The following is a 16,891-nucleotide window of genomic DNA, read 5'->3' as shown; positions in this document are numbered from 1 at the left end:
CTCCTGCTCAGTGAGTCTCTGCCCGCATTTGTGCGAGCTGGTTCAGTATGTCGATGTAACCGTCTAAGCCCTGCGCGCCAGTCACGAGGTGCCGACGGTCGAAAACCATGGCCGGAACGCCACGGATGCCTTGCCGGAGCCAGAAATTCTGCTCGGTGCGCACGTCGGAGGCATGACGCTGCTCGGTCAGCACTTCCAGCGCCTTGGCCCGGTCGAGCCCGACCTCGGCCGCGATGTCGGCCAGCACCTCGTGGTCAGAGATGTCCCGCCGGTCCGTGAAATAGGCCGCGAAGAGCGCCTGTTTCAGGGCGTGCTTGCTGCCTTGCAGGTCGGCCCAGTGCAGAAGCCGGTGCGCGTCGAATGTGTTCGGCATCCGCATGTCGTCGGTGTAGTTGAACGCAAAGCCGAGGTCGGCGCCGATCTCGGCCAGCCGCTGGCGGTTGCGTTCGGATTCCTCCGGCGATGCGCCGTACTTTTCCGCGATGTGCTCGCGCAGGTTCTGGCCTTCGGGTGGCATCTGCGGGTTCAGTTCGAACGGATGCCAATGGATCTCGTGCTTGGTGCCGGTGGCCTCCAGCGCCCGGACAAGCTGCCGGTAGCCGACGATGCACCAGGGGCAGACGACGTCGGACACGATGTCGATCCGCAGTGTTTCGGAAGTGTCGGTCATGGACGCGTCTCCTTGGTCAGGTCCGGCCCGGAGGCCGGACCCTGTTCGGCGATCAGCTCGCCTTCTTCCATTCGAATTTCTGGAACACCTCGTCGACCGGCGTGTCCACAAGGTGGTTTACGTAGTTTGACATCACCTTCTGCGCCACCCCGAGAACGACCTCGAGGACCTGCCGCTGCGTGAACCCGGCATCGAGGAACGCCTGGACGGCCGCTTCGTCGACATCGCCACGGTTGCGCACGACCGAGAGGGTGAAATCGCGCAGGGCCTCGAGCTTCGCACTCGGCAGCGGCGTCTCGTTGCGGAGCGCTTCGGTGATCGCGTCGTCGACCTTCATCATCTTGGCGATCGCGGTGTGCGCCGGCACGCAGTAATGGCAGTTCTGTTCGACGTTGATGGCCTGCCAGACGACGGTCTTTTCCTCGGCGTCGAAGCTGGAGCTCATGAACTGCTCGTGCGCGAAATTGTAGGTCGCCAGAAGGCCCGGCGCCTCGGCCATGGCGGCGTGCAGGCCGGGGATGCGCCCGTTCTTCTTGCGGCTCTCGGCCAGCAGCGGCTTCGACGCCTCGGGCGCGGTGGTTTCGTCGTGGAGTGTGTACTCGGTCATTCTGGTCTCCTGCGGTATGGCCGCACTTGCGTGAGCGGATCGGGACTGCGCCGGCTGTGCGCCGCGATCCCTGTCCGCGCTTCGATGACCCTCAACTAGGTGTCTTTGAGTGATTGCTCAATGCGCGATTTGAGCGTTCACTCAATCGTGAGCCTTGCGCGCGCTCTCTGACGGGACAATGCCCGCGCAACCTCTTATGTTCCCGGGTGATGACACGAGCTCTGCCATACAATCGCGAGACCGCCCTGGAGGCGGCGATGACGCTTTTCTGGAAAAAGGGCTATCACGCCACGTCGCTGAAGGATCTGGAAGCGGCGCTGAACATGAAGCCCGGCAGCATCTACGCTGCCTTCTCCAGCAAGGAGGGGCTCTTCCTTGAGGCGCTTGCCCGGTACTACGAGACCTCCCGAGGCGCGTTTGCCGCGGAGATGGCCAAGGCCGGCTCGCCGCTTGAGGGGGTTGCACAGCATCTCCGGAGCTATGCCGATATCCCGACGGACCATCCCCGGGCGCAGGCGTGCATGCTCTTGAAGACCCTCGTGGACACGCGCGCGACCGAACCGGCTATTGCCGAGAAATCGCGGGAATACCTCTCAGGGATGCGGGACGCGATGACCGAGGTCTTCGAGCGCGCAATCGCGGCGGGTGAGCTTCCCGAGGATACCGATCCCCAGCGGCTCGCGCGCCGCTTGCAGGCCTGTATCATGGCGCTTCGTTTCGAGCTGCATCAGGGCACAGGCGAGGCCGACCTCTCGGCCCTCGCCGAGGATATGGCACAGGAATTCGAACGGCTGCGCAAGGTCTCGACCTGAGCTTCGTTCCGGGTCCGGTGAATTCCTTCAGCCTGCGTGAAGACGGGCCTGTCCTCTCGGGCGGGTATTCTCCGGTCAACGGCGGTGTTCGGAAACAAGGTCGTTGCACGTGATTTGATCTCGGTCAACGACGCTCCATCTAAAATTTAATAAATCAGATATATAATTTGTGCTGGGCGTCTCGGGGAAGGGAGAGCTTGGCGTCTGGCCAGGTTAATCACCAGAATCTCTAACTATGGGGGATAGAGATGGCCCAGAAATCGCAGAGAAATTACCTGAAAGACGCGCTTAGCGACATTCCCTGGGAAACGCCTTGGAGCACGGCGGAGGCTCGCAAAGGGGCGAGGTATGACATACCTCTCACTCAGGATATATCTTATCTGGACTCTGTTCTGGACAGCGTGGCCGCATCCCTCGCGGCGTCGGGCACAAAGACGTCCAAGGCGGCCATTTCGAGGGCCGGTCAACTGTCCGAGGTCATAGCCAACATCCCTGGCTCGGCCCGGGCGGCCGATCTTTGGGAGCGCGTCGTTTCCGACCTCGCCGACCGGGTCGGCGGCAAGCCTGATGGAGCCGGAACCGGAGGCGACGGCTACGGAGCTGGCGGAAATACCGACAAGGGCGGCGACGGCTACGGCGCTGGCGGCAATACCGACAAGGGCGGCGACGGCTACGGCACTGGCGGCAATACCGACAAGGGCGGTGACGGCTACGGCGCTGGCGGCAATAACGACAAGGGCGGTGACGGCTACGGTGCCGGCGGCAACCCTGACAGGGGTGGCGACGGTTACGGTGCCGGCGGCAATCCCGACAAGAACGGCGACGGAGAAGGTGACGGGGACGGGATCCCCGACAAGCCCGACGACGCCGGCAATCCCGGTCACGGAAAGGGGGACGGCACCGGCGACGGTGACGGCATCTCTGACAAGCCGGCCCCGGCACCCACGCCGCCGGACGTCCCCTTGCTGGATCCCGAAACGGTTCAGTACAAGGCTGGCTACACCTTCAAGGTCGGCGACATCACGGTCGGCTGGGGCGGCGAAACGCTCGCAACCCGGCCCGAAAGCCTGTCCGACTCCGTGGCGATGACGACCAAGGCCGGCGTTGAGATGTACGCGGTCGACAACGAGTTCGGTTTCTACGTGACCGATTTCATCGGCGCGCAGCCCAAGGTCTTTGACGGGGACTTCGGCGAAGGCTTCGTGGGTGAGCTGGCGGATGGCGGCATCGCCGTGTCCAACGCGCGCACCGTCACCTTCTCGGTGCCGGCGCGTTTCGGAACCTGGCTGGAAGGCATCGGTGGCAACTTCGTCAAGGCATCCACCGAGCACTACACGGTGATGCAGGCGATCCTGTCCGACCAGGCCTATCCGGGCGACACCAGCGGCTACTATCAGCTCGATGACGATCTCTGGATCGTCGACTATCGGACCGGTGACGACGGCATGCCGGTGGACGAGGCTGGCAATCCGAGCAGTTCGCTGGTCGATGACGCCATGCACGGCTTCTATGTCAAGGAACTGATCGGGGCGCTGGAGGACGCCGGTGGCTACACTGCGCCGACGGAGCTCTGGAAGGACTTCGACCGTGACGGCACGGACGATCTCTACGCCGCCTATATGACCGATATGGAAATCGATGGCGTAACGCGGAACGTGGCTGTCGTGGACATCGGAAACGACGGCACCATCGACTACTACGACGGCAACCTCAACGGTTTCGGCACCTATGGCCTCGCGGATGTTCTCAAGCCGAACGAAAGTTCGATCATCGAGGATATCGCGGTCGGCGATGACTACTCGGTCACGCTGAAGGACGACGGCAAGCTGCTCTATCGCTGGGGCAACGCGGTCAAGCGGCCCAACGACATGCGGATCGATGCCAAGCTCGACCTGCCGGATGAATGGCAGACCGACGCAGACGGTGACGGTTTCGCGGATGTCCTTTTCCGTATCACGGCCGCCGAGCTGGTGGTGAACCACACGGTCACCAACAACCCGAACGACCAGATCCGGCCGGAAGACTTCGAGAACGAGGCCGCCATCGGCATCCTGCCAAGCTACGAGGTGGATGCGAACGGCAACTGGGTGTCGATCAACGACTACTATGCCGGTGACGGGACCTTCCTGCCAATGGGCACGATCCTTCGCGATTTCTCGCTGATCGACGCCGTTGACGGCTCTATGCTCGACACGATCGGGGGGCTTTCTTCCGACCTGTTGGGCGGCTTCACGGAAGCCTGGTACACCACAATGGATCGGGAGCCGTTCATGGCCGACCTGACCGAGGACGGGACTGCGTATGACATCGGTCCGCGCTGGCGGCTGCAGCCTGACAAGTTCGGCCAGGATCTGCCGAGCGTGATCATCCCGCAGGATCCGAGCGAGGCCCCGCCGGTTGCCAATGGCGAGGAGAAATACGAGGTCGGGGTCGACACCACGACCGTGCTGAACCTGCTCGACTGGAACGGCACGTCTCCGATGACCCTGAGCGCCGGCTGGATAACCGGTGCCGGAGAGGTCTCGGCCAATGGCGTCAACATGACCGAGGACTTCGATGTCGCCTTCTACATCAAGGGGGACATGAAGCCAGTGAACCTCTACGATGCCGAACTTCTCATGGAATATGAGGAAGTTGCGATCGAGGTTGCTGGCGTCGATGTCGTCGGAAGCACCAGCGGCGACACCCTCGTGGGGTCCGGAAGCAATGCGTTCTACCTCAGCGGTGCCGGTTCCGGGACCGCCGATGGAGAGGCCGACCTTCTGGTTCTCGGCTACGGCGAACTGACGGCCGCCGGGGTCGGCGCCAACGAGGTCTACGCCTTCGGTGCCGAGGAGGGGGATGCGGTTGGACTGATCGGGTTCGATCTCGATCCGGACAATTACAACATCCACCTGACGCAGAAAATCGTCGATCAGGATCTGGAGTTGAGCTTCGACGGTACGCAGATCGCCACCCTGTACGGCGTGGACGAGTACCTTGATGCGGACGCCTTCTACTTCGCATAGGCGCGTCAGGCCATCACCGCATGGGCCATGGCTCCATGCGCGACCAACGGGAGCACCGGGCATCGCCCGGTGTTCCTTCGCGTGGAACGTGCTTTCGGACGGCGTGGGTGGAGTAATCCGGACGCCTCCACCCTGATTGGGCGAGCGAAAGCGTGTTCCTCATTTCCCGCTTCAATCGCGGCAACCGGCTGCCGCCTTGTAGGATGGGCCGGCGACGGGGCGCTGAGGGCCGTCAGCGGATGGCGCCTTGTCCACCGGGCTGGCATCGTTCAGCCGCCTGAGGATCAGTGCGCCGGCCGGACAGGCGGCGCGAGGCCCGATCCCCAGGCCGATGGTGAGAAAGGCCGTGATGCTGGAGCAGACCTCCTCGGGCGGGATCCCGAGAAACCCGTTGCCGGGAACGGCCTCCTCGCGACTTCGGAGGTCCTCCGCGAAGGCCTTCACCAGCCTCTCGCTGACCTGCCGCCCGAGGGCCGACGGGTCGAGCGACGGGCTCGCGGAGCCGATCAGCCCCTCGATTGGTCCTTCGCTGATGGCACTCGCGAGAATTTCGCGCCCAAGCCTCTCCTCCAGCCATGTATTGCCCGCCACTTTCGACTCGCCCTGGTCCAGGGCAATCGATTCCGCCAGAAGGGCGAGCGTCAGATTCTCCAAAGACGGCATGCATGACTCCTTGCGATCGCGTCGTGCAGTCAAACAAGGCCAGCGTTAGTGCAGCGTGATCCGGCAGGAGGTTACTCGAGGCCGCGGAGGAACTCGGCGTCGGAAAGCCCGGCGCTGCGCATCATCGAGACCGGATATGTCTCGTCCTCGATCAGGCGCCTGACGGTGAATTCGGGCTCGACCGACCGCAGCAATTCGATCGAACGGCGCGTGGCTTCCTCGTTATGGGCCAGCGAATAGAGCCCGATCAGATACCGCAACGGCGGCCGGAACGCGGGGTTCAGCGACCGTGAGGTCTCGAGATGGGCCGTGGCCTCCTCGAGCCTGCCGGTGACGGCGGCGGTCAGGGCGACCTGGAATTCCGTCCAGAAGCGGAAAGAAGCGTTGTAAGACAGCATCTGCGCCGTCTTGGCGGCGGAATAGGCCTTCTCGCTGTCGCCGGTGTACAGCAGCGCGGTCGACCAGGACCACCAGGCGAGCGGGTTCGATGGGTTTGCCGTGACCGCGATCTTGGAGAGCTCGCGGCTCGCCTGACCGTCGCGTTCCAGCGCCATCCGGGCATTGGCGACCGAGCAGAGCACGTTGGAATTCGTCGGCTCGTCGGCGAGCGCGTCCGCACAGAGCCGCCGGACGGCTTCTGCCGTTTTCGCGCGGTCGACGTCGCAGAACTCCACGTAGCGGATCACTTCGAGCTGCGCGAGCCAGGCGTCGAACAGGCCGCGGGCCTCGATCTCCCGCGCCCGGAGGAGGAGCCGCTTCGCCTCGTCGAGATCCTTGCGCCGCATGGTGAACATCTTGCGCAACGCGGTGTTGGCAAGCGCATCCGCATCGTGGTCGTGCTGGCGGTTCGGGGCGGACCGGCAGACCAGGCCCATCACGGCGACCACCGCCCGGTGGCTCAGCGCCATGTGCGCGATGCCGACGACGCCTTGAGAGGCGGGTTGGCGGGCGATCACGCTGTCGGTCCAGACGGCGCGATGCGTGCCGCTCTCCACGATCGACATGCGCAGCCCCAGCTCTTCGGAGCTGCCCGTCGAGAAGGCCTCGACCTCGGCCACGAGCAGATCGGGCTCGACGGAACTGGGCGTCGCGAAATGCGCGTCGATGTCGAAGTTCTCGCGCAGGGACTTCGAGAAGTGGTCGCAGAACTGTTTCTCGAACATCCGCAGCGCGGAGCCCTGCGCACTGCCGAGCTGGAGCACGATCTGCCGCTGCGTGCGGTGATGATGGGCGAGGGGGGCGGACGGCGCGCGCGGGGGCGGTGCCTGCGTCGGCTCGGCGCCCGTCGGCTGGCGTTTGCTGCGCATCAGCGTCAACCAGTCGTTGAACTCCGGGCTGTCGACATCGAGCCCCTCGAGGAACTCGGCATCGGGCGCGTCGCTGTCGATCACCGTGACCCGGCCGGTGTCGAGGCCGACATTCACCCGGTCGGTCAGCAAGGCCGCGTCGAGGGCTTCGGAGGACCGGCGCAGCGTCCGCAGTGTCTGGCGCAGGTTGGCCTGGCTGGACTTGGTTTCCCCCTCCCAGAGCTTGTCCTGCAGCCAGACGCGCGTGCGGGTCATGCGGGCCTCGGTGGCCAGCAGCGCGAGTAACCCCTGGGCCTTGCGTCCGACAGGAGTCACTTCTTCGCCCGCCCGGGTCTCGACCCGGAATCGGCCGCATAGATGGATCGTCAGTTCCGGGTCCGTGGTCATGGCTAATCCGTCCGACCGGGGCGCGTTGGCCTCCCTCTGTCCTTACGTTAACGATTTCGCGGGTGCCCGTGAAGTCAGCGTGAGTCAATTGAAAAGTGCTTTGTTCAAGGGGGGATGTCGGTCACACTGGCGGCATTTCGAGGGACAGAGGGTTTGGACATGGCAAATGGGTTGGCAGCCGGAGGTGGTTTCGGCGGCGGATTTGGAGGCGGTTTCGGGGGCGGCTTCGGCGGAGGTTTTGGCGGCGGCTTCGGGGGCGGTTTCGGCGGCGGATTTGGAGGTGGTTTCGGCGGCGGTTTCGGCGGAGCAGGGGGCGCGGCCTCGCCGCTTCTGTCCTCCGCGCTGACGACATCGCACGACGCGCTGGCCGGCTACTGGAACACGGGCTCCGGCCTGACCAGGCCATCGCGGACCTCGGTGGGAAATGACCTGAGTTACCTGTCTCCCGGCCGGCGGGCCGAGGTGCTGCTGGGCCAGATGCTCGGCCCGCTGTCGGTGAGCAACCCCGCCAAGGGGGCCGCGAGGCTGCGGGTCGGAGAGGCGGATCTCTTCGAGATCCGGCGACCGGGAGAGAAGGATTTCGAGGAGCAGATGCGCTACCTGCGCAACTACGCAGACCTGCGCTCGGACCGCATTCCGGAGATCGTCGCCCAGACGGCGACGATCATGCCGTTCTTCGGCACGCTGACCCATCTGAACGAGACCGCCCGGAAATCGACGCTGGACCTTCTGGTGCTGACCCAATCCCTTGCGATCGCGCTGGAAATGCAGGTGAAGCATTTCTGCTGGGCGGCCCGGCCGGTGGAGCGCAGCGAAAAGGTCCAGCCGATCATCCAGACGCCGGATCATTCGAGCTTCCCCTCCGGCCACGCCACAGAAGCCTTCGCGCTGGCGACCGTGCTGGACCGGTTGCTGATTGGCGACAAGGGATCGGTGCAGACCCGCATGGCCTATCTCGCCGCATACCGGATCGCGGTGAACCGGACGATTGCCGGCGTGCACTACCCGGTGGATTCCGCGGCCGGCGCGGTGCTCGGCTGCACCATCGGCGAGCTGGTCCTTGCCGCGGCCGAGGGGCGGCACATGCGTCCGCGCGGCTATGGCGGGAAGGGGCCGGGGCAGTGCAAGCTCGACGCCAAGGCGGATTTCGACCTGAGATGGCTCGCCCATTCCTTCTTCGACGAAGCATGCGAAGAAGGTGGCGGGGTAAAGGTCGAGAAGATCCCGCTGATCGCCGAGCTCTTCAAGGAAGCCAAGAGCGAGTGGCCGTCGTGACCCGCTGGAGCGCGTGGCGCCCGGTGCGGGAGCCGGGCGAGTCGCCCTATCACGACTGGTGGAGCAGGATGGAACGCGGCAGCGGGCACCCCCAGCCGACCGGCCGGATGCACGACGTGGTGCCGCTGCGCTCGCTCCTGCCCGGTGCACGCGGCAAACCCGTCGAGCCCCGCCTCAGAATGAGCAATGCCCTGACCGCGCCGACCCCGCCGGGCACCTGGAACGCCGGGTTCAAGGCGCATCTCGAGGCGCAGGGCGACTGGCTACCGCCTCTGGAGCGTCTGCCAGTGGTGCCGGAGGGCACGGTGATGGTCGGGGTGATCGACGCCGACATTCCGCTCGGCCACACCCGCCTCTGCGATGCCTCTGGCAACACGCGTATCGCCGCCGCTTGGCAGATGGGGCTGCCGGACGGGCCGGATTACCTTCCGTTCGGCCATGAACTCTACGCCGCCGATATCGACCGCTATCTGAGCGAGTACCGGTCCGGGCCGGAGAACCGGCTCGATCAATCGGCTTTCGACCGCCGCACCGGGATGGTCAACATGAAGGACCGATACGCACGCCGCGCGCTGGCCAGCCGCTATTCGCACGGGGCGCACGTGCTGGACGTCGCGGCAGGATGCCGACCAGAGGGCGACCAGGATCCGATTGCCCAGACCCGGGTCCTCGCGGTCAACCTGCCGCCGCGGATCGCCTTCGGCGCGTCGGGCGAGTTCCTCGACTATTACATGGTGCATGCGCTCCGCCGGATCGTCGACCTGAGCGATGCGATCTGGCTGCGGAACCACCCCGAGCCGGGCGACGGCCCCTACGGCTATCCGCTCGTCGTCAACCTGTCGTTCGGGCGTCAGGCCGGGATCAAGGATCGCAGGGGGATATTCGCGCGCGCGGTCAGCCAACTGCTTGAACTGCGGCGGGCGGATTATGCGCCGATCGACGTCGTGACCCCTGCGGGCAATGACAACCTCGAGCGGATGCACGCGGTTGCCAGCCTCGCACCCGGCCCGGAAGGCGCGGGCGAGGCCTCGGAACTCGAGCTGCGCATCCAGCCGGGGGACCAGTCCTCCGGCTATGTCGAGATCCTGTTCGAGGCGGATGTCGAGGGACTCGATCCGCGCTATGCGCCGCTTGAGATCGATGTCGTGCCGCCCGGCGGGACGCCGCAGCCGCGGCGGACCCGCGTGAATGCGCGGTCGCTTTGGGGAGAGGTGGCCGAGATCCACTGCGGGATGGACCCGGCCGACCGTCAGGACGGCAAGCAGCTCTTCCGTATCCTCGTTTGCGTCGCGCCGACGAGCCGACCGGGTGACACCGGTCCTTGCGCTCCCTCCGGCGCGTGGAAAATCCACCTGCGCAACCTGGGCCCGCACCGGCTGGAGATCGACCTGAACATCCAGACCGATCAGGCGATCCTGCCCGGCAGCACCGCGGGCCGCCGCGCCTATTTCGACAGCCCCTACTATCACCGCTACAACGAAGCCGGGCGGCTGCTCGACACGGCCGCGACCGAGCCGGTGCCGGTCAACACGCCTCCGGGGGCGCCGCCCGGCACGCCGGTCGTGCTGCGACACGGTACGATCAACGCCACCGCGTCGAGCAAGGAGGTTGCCTGCCTCGGCGGCTACCGGCTGAACGACGGCCGCGAGGCGCCGTATTCCTCCACCGGCGCAGGTGTGCCGCTGCCGAACGATGGGCGCAGCGCGCCGACGGCGGCGCTCCCGACCGACGACGGGGCGGCGATCTACGGGCGGCTCGCGGCGGGCTCTGCCGACGGGTCGGTCGTGGCGATGCGAGGCACGAGCTTCGCGGCGCCCCAGGCCGTCCGGTTCATCGCGCTCGCGCGCCTGAGGGGCGAGACCGATACTTCCGGAAGCGAGCTGCTGGCCGAGCAGGCACGCAGGGACGAGGCGCAGGCGGACTTCCCGACAGGCCGCATGACCGTCAAGTCGGGCGCGGGCCGGATGCGATCTCCCTTCCCGGAGCCCGTGAAGCGTCTCTGAAACGAATTTGTGAATATCTTCAGGTTCTTGCGTTTGCGTGAGAGCCGCATCACGCATGATTCACGCAGCGGCTGTCATGGTGTCGCTGCGCTTCATTTCCAGACCGCATTGCTCGACATGCTGGGAGATATTCCATGACCAGAGTGATCAAGGTATTCGCGTCCGACAGATCGGACCTGCTCGCTTTTCTTGCCAACAGCCAGACCGGTTTCGGCCCGGGCTCTTTTGTCCTCCCGCAGCGTCGCGGGGTTGCGACCATTGTCTTCGCGGACAAGACGGCGGTCGAATTGCTCCGCTCGCGCCGGTCTCCGGGCCGCCGTCTCGAGTTTCTCGACATCTTCTCCGACCCGCGCGATTGCCTCGAATTCGACGTCGACTCGGTCAGCGCCCGGTTCGACGTCTGAGCCCGCACACGACCTGCTAGGCGAGCATTTTCTCCAGCACGCCGACGATCATCGCGTGGTCATCCTCGGAGGCCAGACCGGAGACGGTGACCGCGCCGATCACACCCACTCCCTTCACGCGAATCGGAAAGCTGCCGCCATGGTCGGCGAAGTCCATGGGGTCGAGGCCGAGCGACGCGCCGACCACGTTGCCCTTGGCGGCGTTCCGCATCCCCACCAGCATTGAAGAGCGATGCTTGCGGAGCACGGTATTGCTCTTGCGCCGTGCCCAGTGGTCGTTGTCCGGGGCGCTCCCCGGCAGGGCCGCGTGGAACAGCGTCCGGTCCGGGGTGCGGATGTCGATCACCACGGCCGCCGCTTCAGCCTGCGCGGCCGCGACGAGCGCGGAGCCAAGATCCAGCGCGGTGACCTCGTCGAACGCCTCGAACACGAGCGTCGCTTCCTGGAGTTCAAGCTGTTCCATCGTGGGAGCCTTGGAAGGGGTGGGCATGATCGGTCGTCCTGTACATGGAGGCCATGGGCGTTTTGGCATTTCCGTTTCGATTCTCGTCTCCGGCCGACCGCCCGTGATCGGCGGTTTTCGTCCGGTCTGCACCCCGCCGGCGCGCCTCGGGGGCGGGTCAAAACCCACCATGCCCGCCGGCGACTCACTTGAGAAGGCCCCCGGCGGAAGTGCCGCGTTTAGCGGGTTGGGATGATTCCCCAGATCTCGGCTTATTGTGCCCGCATCCACCCCTGATTTCGAAGATTCCGTGCCGTGAGACGGCAGGCTCACGGGCCGATCACGCAGGCACTGTTAGGTTGATTTCACTGACACGCACACACCCCGTTACGAGTAAATCTGTTACCCCCGGAAGATTACATTGTTGTTCCCGAGTAGCGGTCCCGGCCACGCATTCCCCATCGCGTTGGCCGGGACCTTTTCGTTTGTGGTGCCTGTCGGGTGACCGGTCTTCGATTGGAGCCTGCCGTTGCCTTTACCGGAGCCGCAGTCCGAGACCTCTCCGATATCCGAAAGCCGGTGCGGTCAATTCGGGCGGAAGCGAAGTCACGGTCGTGACGAGCCCGCATTCAGGTTTCCTGACCGCTCACCCCGTCAAAATGTCCGATGGCCGGCCGCCGGGCCGCAGGCTAGTCCGGTTTTGAGCCCGCTGCATCTGCGGGTAGTCTGGGCGCGCGGGGTCGCCAAGCCCGGACTGTGCGACAGCGAAGGATCGCCAGGATGTTCAGGATCGACGAAGACCTCAGGCCGATGGTTCTGACCGGGCTGACGCTTGCCGGGATGCTCGTCGCGGCCATTGCGCATTGGGCGCTGCCGTCGGAACTGGCCTGGGCGGGTGTCCTCGGAAGCCTCGCGCTTCTGGTTGTCTACGCGGCGGGCGGGGTTCCGGCAGGGCTGCGGGCGCTTGCCGCGCTCTGGAAGGAGCACGAGCTCGACATCGACCTGCTGATGGTGGTCGCGGCGCTCGCCGCGGCGCTCGTCGGGGCGGCGTTCGAGGGTGGCGTGCTGCTCGCGCTCTTCAGCCTGTCCACGACTCTGGAAGAGCGCGCGATGGGGCGTGCGCGGCGGGCCATCGAGTCGCTGATGGAACTGCGGCCCGACAGGGCCCTTCGCCGCACGGCCACCGGAACGGAGGAGGTCCCGGTGGAGGATCTCGTGCCCGGCGACGTGGTGATCCTGCGGCCTGGCGCGCGGGTGCCGGTCGATGGGGCCATTATCGAGGGCGAGGGCGAGATCGACGAATCCACCATCACCGGCGAGTCCGTCCCGGTCCGCAAGGCGGCCGGTGCGCAGGTCTTCGAAGCGACGGTGAACCAGAACGGCGTGCTCGCGGTGCGGGTCGACCGGGCGCTGGGAGAAAGCACCGTGGCCCGGATGATCGCGCTGGTGACCGAGGCACAGGCCGCACGGGCGCCCTCCGAGAAATTCTCCGACTGGTTCGGACAGCGCTACACCATTGCCGTGCTGAGCGGATCGGTGCTGGCCTTCCTTGTGTTCCTCGCGCTCGGAAACGGCTGGAACGAGGCGCTCTACCGTGCAGCGACGCTGCTGGTCGCAGCCAGCCCCTGTGCCATCGTGATCTCGGTGCCCGCGGCGATCCTCTCGGCGTTGTCGGCCTCGGCGCGGGGCGGGGTGCTGTTCAAGGGCGGGGCGGCGCTGGAGACGCTGGCGTCGGTCTCGACCTTCGCCTTCGACAAGACGGGCACGCTCACCACCGGGCGGCAGGAACTCACGGGCATTCACAGCGACGGCGACGAGACCGAACTGCTGGCGCGTCTCGCCGGGCTCGAGGCCCATTCCGAGCACCCCGTCGCAGATGCCATCCGGCGCGCCGCGGAGGAGCGGCAGATCGAGCCCGTCGAGGTGCGCGAGGCAAAGGCCGTGCCGGGGGAGGGCATGGTCGGCGTCGATGCCGAGGGCATGATATGGGCGGGCAACGAACGGCTGGCGCGGCGCATGGCCCGGCACAGCGCGCCGATGGATTGCCCGGCCTTCCTCGCCGCGCTGCACGACACGCCGATGACCCTGGTGCTGATGGGGCGGGGCGCGCGGATCCTCGGGGTTGCCACGGTGGAGGACCAGCCGCGCCAGACCGCGCGCGCGGGCCTTGCCGCGCTGCGCGCGCGGGGCGTCACGCAGATCGCCATGCTGACCGGGGACCGGCAGGCGGTGGCGGACCGCGTGGGGTCGGAACTGGGCATCGCGCCGGAAGCGATCCACGCCGGTCTGCGCCCCGAGGACAAGGTGGCGCTGGTCGCTGACTTCGCCAGCCGCGACCGGGTGGCCTTCATCGGCGACGGGGTGAACGATGCTGCCGCGCTGGCGCGTGCCGACGTTGGGATCGCGATGGGCGCTGCGGGCTCCGAGGTCGCACTGCAGGCGGCTGACGTGGCGCTGCTGTCGGAAGACCTGCGGCGGCTGGCGGCGGCGCACCGGCTCGCGCAGCGGGCTGCACGGATCATCCGGCAGAACCTGATCTTCGCGACCGGGGCGATGGTGACGCTGGTCACTGCCGGGCTGTTTTTCCACCTGCCGCTGCCGATCGCGGTGATCGGGCACGAGGGCGGCACGGTGCTGGTGGTGCTCAACGGATTGCGCCTTCTGGCCGACCCGATCCGCAATCCGGAGGATTCCGGAGGACCCGGGCAACTTGCCGCACGCACCGCCGCGGGAGCGCAGCCAGCAACGGCCCGGTGCTGATCCACGTCCGCGTGGCGCGCTGGTCGGAGCGCCGGCTCATTCTTGCCTGACAGAGACGCTTGGCATAGGGCAGACGCGCGCCCGGGCGGGTTTGCCCGGCTGCGCACCGATCCACGGAGGATGACACGATGCCCACCCGGGAAAGCCCTGCAACCGTAGACGGCGCCGCGCGTGCGGCCAGCTTTACCGACGTTTTCCTGCCGGCCTGGCTGGATATCGCCTTGCCCGCGGGAGAGGGTCCGGCGCCGGTGGTGGAGGAACTCCCCGACAAGGGCGGGCCGTCGACCACGCTGGCGCAGGCGCGCACGGCGTTCTTTCTCGCGCAGCTGGGCTATCTCGGCGGGCAGCCGCGGCTGATCGATGCCGCGCGCCGGATCAACGGCTTTATCACCCGCTATCTGCGGGATCCAGACGGCGGCTGCGTCTTTGCCGTCAATCCCGACGGCTCGCGGATCGACAGCATCGAGGCGACCACGCGTCGGACCTATGACCAGACCTTCGTGCTGCTGGCACTGGTCACCTTGCGACGAGCCGATCCCGAGGCCGTATCCGAAGAAGAGATCGAGCTTTGCTGGTCCTTCATCGAGACCTCGCTGACCGATACGGCCAATGCCGCGCTCTGGGAAAACGACCGCATGGCCGCCGCAGGCGCGCAGCCCGGCGATCTGCGCGCGCAGAACCCGCACATGCACATGCTGGAGGCCGTGCTCCAGTGCCTGGAACTGACCGGCGATCCGGTATGGGCCGACCGGGCGCGGGCTCTGGTGCGGGCGGGCGAGCGCTTCTTCTTCGATCCGGCCACCGGGGCGGTGCGGGAATTCGTGGGCCATGACCTCGTGCCGATCGACACCGCCGATGGCAACCGCCGGGAGCCGGGGCACCAGTACGAATGGGCCTGGCTGCTGATGCGCCATGTCGACCTCACCGGCGACGAGGACGCCCGACGCTTCGTCGGCCCGATGGCCGATTTTGCTGCCGCGCATGGCTGGCAGGTTGAAGGGCCGATGGCCGGGGCGCTGTTCGATGCGCTGTCCGCCGACGGGCAGGTGACGGAGGCGACGCACCTCCTGTGGCCGCTGACCGAGGCCGGGAAGTATTTCGCCGCCCTGGCGCGCGATACCGGCGACGCGGCCGCCGGCCAGAAGGCGCGGGAAATTGCCGACGTGATCTTCGGCCGGTACTTCGCGCCCGGCGATCAGCCGTCCTGGGTCAACCAGTTCGATGCGCAGGGCAATGTCACTTGGGACGCGGGGCTGTCGCGCCTGCTGTACCACGTCGGGATCTTCGTCGCCGAGGGCGCATCGGCCGGCCTTTGGCCGCTGACCTCCAGCGGCCGCGCCGCCGGCTGACGGGACATCGCCGGTTTCGACCGGGCAGATCTTCAGGGGCGGGCAGGGCGCTGAGTCGCTTCTGCCCGTCGTCTATCGGGGCGGCCTGGCCGTGCCGCCTTCGTCTTTCGGACCCCATCGTTCGAGCCGGGTGATTTCGGGCGGCAGCCGGCCGTCGCGAACCGCCGTTTCAAATCGCTTTGAATCCTGCTGCGCCCCATCGGACTCCCAGTTTGGCGGCGCCTTTTACACCTCTCGCGATGCCGGCTGCGAAATGTCAAAATTTGTCTTTCTCATCCCCCAGAATTGATATATCAGTTTGCGCAAGGAGGAGGGGCGGTTTTTGGAACCAGCCGATCCCGACATTGGGATGAAACGCGGGGAGGGCGTTGTGCAGGAGCGAGCGGAAAAGCTGTCGACGCTGCCGGAGCCGACCCCGACGATTTCGGAACTGCTTGTGGGCATCCGCCTGGACCCTGAAAAGAATATCACTTTTCAGGTGTTCGACATCCTGCGCGACCTGATCGTCTCGGTGAAGCTGCGGCCGGGGCAACGGCTCTCGGAGAAGGAGATCGCGGCAGCGCTCTCGGCCAGCAAGACGCCCGTGCGCGAGGCGATGATCCGGCTGGACGAGATCAGACTTGTAAAGATTGTTCCGCAAAGCGGGACATACGTGACGAAAATCTCGGTGAAGCGCTACCGGACGGCCTGTTTCATCCGGCGTCAGCTCGAGCTTGGCGCGGTCCGTGCGGCAGCGTGCTCGCCGAACTTGAAGCAGGGGATGAAATTCCTCGACAGGATGCTGGCGCAGCAGGCCAAGGCCGTCGCCAACGAGGACTACGAGAGCCTCTACAGACTCGACGAGGCGTTTCATTTCCAGCTCTTCGAGATGGCGGGGTTCGGGGATGCCTGGACCACGGCGCGCCGTACCCAGTTCGACGTGAACCGCGCCCGCCATGTGCGGCGGCTGCACGGCGTCGTCAACGGGCCGAAGATCCTCGCGGAGCACACCGCGATCGTCGAGGCGATCCGGGCGCAGGACCCGGACCGCGCGGCGGCGGCGCTCAATGCGCATATCGGCGACCTGGAGCAGCAGATCAGCGTGCTGTTCCGGGACAAGGCAATGCTCGGGACCATCGAGGCGCCCGACGACGATTGACAGCTCCGGCCGCGGCGGTGCCGCCGGCCGAAGCAAAGGAACGACGTTCAACATCGCAGACAACCC

Annotated in this window: 13 protein-coding genes; 8 read left to right on the top strand and 5 right to left on the bottom strand. The window is 66.2% G+C overall.

Annotation, left to right across the window (positions count from 1 at the left end; translation table 11 throughout):
• Positions 1-7 precede the first annotated feature (7 nt).
• A complete protein-coding gene (locus tag CHB86_RS06625) occupies positions 8-670 on the bottom strand; it encodes a DsbA family oxidoreductase (RefSeq protein ID WP_089232216.1) in 663 nt (220 codons plus the stop codon).
• A gap of 52 nt (positions 671-722) precedes the next feature.
• Positions 723-1,277, bottom strand: coding sequence for a carboxymuconolactone decarboxylase family protein (locus tag CHB86_RS06620; RefSeq protein ID WP_089232215.1), 555 nt, complete (start codon positions 1,275-1,277; stop codon positions 723-725).
• A 257-nt stretch (positions 1,278-1,534) separates the two neighbouring features.
• Between CHB86_RS06620 and CHB86_RS06615 the strand changes: the two genes are divergently transcribed.
• Together CHB86_RS06615 and CHB86_RS06610 are read left to right on the top strand one after the other, a co-directional pair.
• Positions 1,535-2,089, top strand: a complete 555-nt coding sequence (locus tag CHB86_RS06615) for a TetR/AcrR family transcriptional regulator (protein WP_245837785.1) — start codon at positions 1,535-1,537, stop codon at positions 2,087-2,089.
• Positions 2,090-2,490: 401 nt separating this feature from the next.
• Positions 2,491-5,097 carry a hypothetical protein gene (locus tag CHB86_RS06610; RefSeq protein WP_089232213.1) on the top strand — a complete coding sequence of 869 codons (2,607 nt, stop codon included), beginning with the start codon at positions 2,491-2,493 and terminating at the stop codon, positions 5,095-5,097.
• A gap of 171 nt (positions 5,098-5,268) precedes the next feature.
• Here CHB86_RS06610 and CHB86_RS06605 read toward each other — a convergent pair whose 3' ends face one another.
• A complete protein-coding gene (locus CHB86_RS06605; protein WP_089232212.1) occupies positions 5,269-5,760 on the bottom strand; it encodes a hypothetical protein in 492 nt (163 codons plus the stop codon).
• Between the two features lie 71 nt (positions 5,761-5,831).
• Entirely contained in the window at positions 5,832-7,454 is a 1,623-nt protein-coding gene (locus CHB86_RS06600; protein WP_089232211.1) for an AfsR/SARP family transcriptional regulator, read from the bottom strand.
• Positions 7,455-7,613: 159 nt separating this feature from the next.
• Between CHB86_RS06600 and CHB86_RS06595 the strand changes: the two genes are divergently transcribed.
• The 3 genes from CHB86_RS06595 (at position 7,614) to CHB86_RS06585 (ending at position 11,136) form a co-directional block, all read left to right on the top strand.
• Entirely contained in the window at positions 7,614-8,729 is a 1,116-nt protein-coding gene (locus CHB86_RS06595; RefSeq protein WP_141134835.1) for a phosphatase PAP2 family protein, read from the top strand.
• Complete coding sequence (locus tag CHB86_RS06590; protein WP_089232209.1) at positions 8,717-10,732, top strand: S8/S53 family peptidase; 2,016 nt, start codon at positions 8,717-8,719, stop codon at positions 10,730-10,732. Before CHB86_RS06595 ends, CHB86_RS06590 begins: the two co-directional genes overlap by 13 nt.
• A 134-nt stretch (positions 10,733-10,866) precedes the next feature.
• The gene (locus CHB86_RS06585; protein ID WP_089232208.1) at positions 10,867-11,136 is read left to right on the top strand and encodes a hypothetical protein; all 270 of its coding nucleotides are present in this window, start codon (positions 10,867-10,869) and stop codon (positions 11,134-11,136) included.
• 16 nt (positions 11,137-11,152) lie between these two features.
• Here CHB86_RS06585 and CHB86_RS06580 read toward each other — a convergent pair whose 3' ends face one another.
• Positions 11,153-11,626, bottom strand: a complete 474-nt coding sequence (locus tag CHB86_RS06580) for a heme-degrading domain-containing protein (RefSeq protein WP_245837783.1) — start codon at positions 11,624-11,626, stop codon at positions 11,153-11,155.
• A 732-nt stretch (positions 11,627-12,358) separates the two neighbouring features.
• Between CHB86_RS06580 and CHB86_RS06575 the strand changes: the two genes are divergently transcribed.
• The 3 genes from CHB86_RS06575 to CHB86_RS06565 all read left to right on the top strand — a co-directional run bounded on the left by CHB86_RS06575 (position 12,359) and on the right by CHB86_RS06565 (position 16,825).
• Entirely contained in the window at positions 12,359-14,338 is a 1,980-nt protein-coding gene (locus CHB86_RS06575) for a heavy metal translocating P-type ATPase (protein WP_089232206.1), read from the top strand.
• Positions 14,339-14,466: 128 nt separating this feature from the next.
• Positions 14,467-15,687: an AGE family epimerase/isomerase gene (locus CHB86_RS06570; RefSeq protein WP_089232205.1), complete on the top strand. Its 1,221-nt coding sequence runs from the start codon at positions 14,467-14,469 to the stop codon at positions 15,685-15,687.
• A 370-nt stretch (positions 15,688-16,057) separates the two neighbouring features.
• The gene (locus tag CHB86_RS06565) at positions 16,058-16,825 is read left to right on the top strand and encodes a GntR family transcriptional regulator (protein ID WP_176442792.1); all 768 of its coding nucleotides are present in this window, start codon (positions 16,058-16,060) and stop codon (positions 16,823-16,825) included.
• Positions 16,826-16,891: the final 66 nt, after the last annotated feature.

The organism is Tropicimonas sediminicola, from assembly GCF_900188335.1.
Taxonomy (GTDB): domain Bacteria; phylum Pseudomonadota; class Alphaproteobacteria; order Rhodobacterales; family Rhodobacteraceae; genus Tropicimonas; species Tropicimonas sediminicola.
This window is presented reverse-complemented; position numbering and strand designations above follow the sequence as displayed.

Coding starts and splice junctions, on each gene's coding strand:
- CHB86_RS06625 (WP_089232216.1), bottom strand. CDS start 670: ATGACCGACACTTCCGAAACACTGCGGATCGACATCGTGTCCGACGTC.
- CHB86_RS06620 (WP_089232215.1), bottom strand. CDS start 1,277: ATGACCGAGTACACACTCCACGACGAAACCACCGCGCCCGAGGCGTCG.
- CHB86_RS06615 (WP_245837785.1), top strand. CDS start 1,535: ATGACGCTTTTCTGGAAAAAGGGCTATCACGCCACGTCGCTGAAGGAT.
- CHB86_RS06605 (WP_089232212.1), bottom strand. CDS start 5,760: ATGCCGTCTTTGGAGAATCTGACGCTCGCCCTTCTGGCGGAATCGATT.
- CHB86_RS06600 (WP_089232211.1), bottom strand. CDS start 7,454: ATGACCACGGACCCGGAACTGACGATCCATCTATGCGGCCGATTCCGG.
- CHB86_RS06595 (WP_141134835.1), top strand. CDS start 7,614: ATGGCAAATGGGTTGGCAGCCGGAGGTGGTTTCGGCGGCGGATTTGGA.
- CHB86_RS06585 (WP_089232208.1), top strand. CDS start 10,867: ATGACCAGAGTGATCAAGGTATTCGCGTCCGACAGATCGGACCTGCTC.
- CHB86_RS06580 (WP_245837783.1), bottom strand. CDS start 11,626: ATGCCCACCCCTTCCAAGGCTCCCACGATGGAACAGCTTGAACTCCAG.
- CHB86_RS06575 (WP_089232206.1), top strand. CDS start 12,359: ATGTTCAGGATCGACGAAGACCTCAGGCCGATGGTTCTGACCGGGCTG.
- CHB86_RS06570 (WP_089232205.1), top strand. CDS start 14,467: ATGCCCACCCGGGAAAGCCCTGCAACCGTAGACGGCGCCGCGCGTGCG.